This window comes from Hyphomicrobium sp., assembly GCF_036780825.1.
Lineage (GTDB): Bacteria > Pseudomonadota > Alphaproteobacteria > Rhizobiales > Hyphomicrobiaceae > Hyphomicrobium_C.
This window is the reverse complement of sequence record NZ_DAIQCD010000043.1, coordinates 20956-24113: the sequence shown is the minus strand read 5'-3', so window position 1 is coordinate 24113 and position 3158 is coordinate 20956. Positions and strand designations below refer to the sequence as shown.

Annotated in this window: 1 protein-coding gene and 1 tRNA gene; one reads left to right on the top strand and one right to left on the bottom strand. The window is 64.1% G+C overall.

The window, feature by feature from the left end; translation table 11 throughout:
- Position 1 precedes the first annotated feature (1 nt).
- Positions 2 to 78 (bottom strand) — tRNA-Arg (locus tag V7P99_RS13340).
- 135 nt (positions 79 to 213) lie between these two features.
- Between V7P99_RS13340 and polA the strand changes: the two genes are divergently transcribed.
- Positions 214 to 3158: DNA polymerase I (gene polA, locus V7P99_RS13335; protein WP_333795319.1), on the top strand; the 2945-nt coding region annotated here is incomplete at its 3' end.

The following is a 3158-nucleotide window of genomic DNA, read 5'->3' as shown; positions in this document are numbered from 1 at the left end:
TTGGCGCACCCGACAGGATTCGAACCTGTGACCTCTGCCTTCGGAGGGCAGCACTCTATCCAGCTGAGCTACGGGTGCACGCGCCACTATGCGACGCGGAGAGACGCACCAGATAGCGCATTCCGGATGCCGGAGCAAACGGCCTTTCGAATCTCTTCCCGCGCCGCGGCAAGGGGCTGACCGGAAGCGCCGACCCGCCTATATTGCGCGCCCATGAGCCAAAATTCCCCCCAGACAACCTCGCGCCCTGCGCCCCAGTGCACCGTGCCCGAAGGCGAGCCGGTGCCGATCATCAAGGGCAGCCACGTCTATCTAATCGATGGATCTGGCTACATTTTCCGGGCATTTCACGCGCTGCCGCCCCTTACGCGGCCGTCGGACGGAATGCCGGTCGGCGCCGTCCATGGCTTTTGCGCCATGCTGTGGAAGCTTCTCGTGGAGACCAAAGCGTCCGAAGCGCCCACTCATCTCGCCGTCGTGTTTGATGCCTCCGAGAAAACGTTCCGGAATGACATCTATCAGGATTACAAGGCGCACCGGCCGCCGGCCCCCGAGGAACTGGTGCCCCAGTTCCCGCTGATCCGCGAGGCCGTGCGGGCGTTCAACGTCGCCTGCCTTGAGCAACTCGGCTACGAGGCCGACGATCTCATCGCAACCTACGCCAAGGAGGTCGTGGAGAAGGGCGGCGACGTCACCATCGTCTCGTCGGATAAGGATCTCATGCAACTCGTGCGTCCCGGCGTGGTCATGTGGGACGGTATGAAGAACAAGAAGATCGATCGCGACGAGGTGTTCGCGAGGTTCGGGGTGGCTCCCGACAAGGTGGTCGACGTGCAGGCGCTGGCCGGCGACTCGACGGACAACGTGCCCGGTGTCCCGGGGATCGGCGTCAAGACGGCGGCGGAGCTGATCACGAACTATGGCGATCTCGAGTCGCTGCTGGCGGCCGCGGGCTCGATCAAGCAGCCGAAGCGGCGCGAGAGGTTGATCGAGTTTGCAGAGCAGGCGCGCATCTCGCGCGAACTGGTGCGCCTGAAGGAGGACGTGCCGGTGGAGGTGCCGGCGGAGCAGTTCGGGATTCAGGATCCTCAGGCAGAGACGCTGCTCGCCTTCTTGCGCAAGATGGAATTCACGACGCTCACCAAACGCATTGCGGAGAAGCTTGGCGTCGAGGTGCCAGCGGTTGCCGCCGTGTCTCCTCCGGCTGGGAAGGGGACGGAAGGAGAGAACACCGCAGCGGCTGGTGTTGCAAGCTCCTCGGCTTTCTCACAAGGAGGAAGGGAAGCGCCCTCAAAAGAAATAGAGCAGCTGCAGGATACGCATGGGCCAGGAACGCCAGCGGCCGGAGCGGCGATCGTGTCGGCCAGGGTGGCGAATGTGCCGTTCGACCGTTCGGCCTATGAAACCGTCACCGGTCTCGACCGGCTCGCGTGGTGGATCGCGGCGGCGCGTGATGCCGGACGCTTCGCAATCGATATCGAGACGACGGCGCTTGATTGCATGAATTGCGACCTCGTCGGCTTCTCGATGGCGGTCGCGCCGGGGAAGGCATGCTATGTGCCGGTCGGGCACCGGCCGGCGGAGGGCGGCTTCGATTTCGGCGATGGCGGCGGCCTTCCGCAGGCGCCGCTTGCCGAGACGCTGGCGCTGATCAAGCCTCTGCTCGAGGACGCTGCGATCCTCAAGATCGGGCACAACATCAAGTTCGACATGCTCGTGCTCAAGCGCTACGGCATCGAGCTGGCTCCGATCGACGATACGATGCTGATCTCCTATGTGCTCGATTGCGGGCGCTGGGGGCACGGCATGGATACGCTCGCCGAGCGCCATCTGTCCTACACGTGCCTCTCGTTTGATAAGGTGCTGGAGCTAGCGCCCGGCAAGAAGGGTGAGAAGAACTTCGCCCAGGTTCCGATCGAGAAGGCGGCCGCATACGCCGCCGAAGACGCCGACGTGACGCTGCGCCTATGGATGAAGCTCAAGCCGCGGCTGGCGGCGGAGCGGCTGGCGACGGTATACGAGACCCTTGAGCGGCCGCTCGTTCCGGTGATCGCCGGCATGGAGCACAACGGCATTCTCGTGGACAAGGGCGTGCTGTCGCGACTCTCCTCGACGTTCGCGCAGTCTCTCACCCGCCTCGAAGAGGAGATCAACGGGCTCGTCGGCCACAAATTCAATCTCGGATCGCCGAAGCAGCTTGGCGAATTGCTGTTCGACCGGCTGAAGCTCCCCGGGGGCAAGCGTACCAAGAGCGGCCAGTGGGAGACGCGCGCCGGTCTGCTCGACGACCTTGCCGCCAACGAGGATGTGCCCGAGAGCGCTCGCGGCCTCATCAACAAGATGCTCGAGTGGCGCCAGCTCTCGAAGCTACTATCGACCTATACCGATGCGCTGCCCGCGTTCATCCATGGCGAGACCGGGCGCATTCACACGAGTTATGCGCTCGCCTCGACGACGACGGGACGGCTGGCCTCTTCCGACCCCAACCTGCAGAACATTCCGATCCGCACCAAGGAAGGCCGCGAGATCCGCACCGCCTTCATCGCCGATGCGGGAAACGTGCTCGTTTCGGCCGACTACTCGCAGATCGAGCTGCGCGTTCTTGCGCACATTGCCGATATTCCGCAGCTCAAAGGTGCCTTCGCGGACGGGCTCGACATTCATGCCATGACGGCGTCGGAAATGTTCGGCGTGCCGATCCAAGGCATGCCGCCCGAGGTGCGCCGGCGCGCCAAAGCCATCAACTTCGGCATCATCTACGGGATCTCCGCGTTCGGGCTCGCCAATCAGCTCGGCATCTCGCGCGAGGAGGCCGGCGCCTACATCAAGACCTATTTCGAGCGCTTCCCCGGCATCCGCGACTACATGGACGCGACCAAGAAGCGCGCGCATGACGTGGGGTTCGTGGAGACGATCTTCGGCCGCCGGATTCATTATCCGGAGATCAACACGAGGAATCCCGGTGTGCGCGGCAACCTTGAGCGCGCAGCGATCAACGCGCCGATCCAGGGCAGCGCCGCCGACATCTTGCGCCGCGCCATGGTCCGGATGGGCCCGGCGCTGGAGAGTGCCCGGCTCGAAACGGCGCGCATGTTGCTGCAGGTTCACGACGAGCTGGTGTTCGAGGTGGCGCAGCATGAGGCTGAAACGCTGATCAC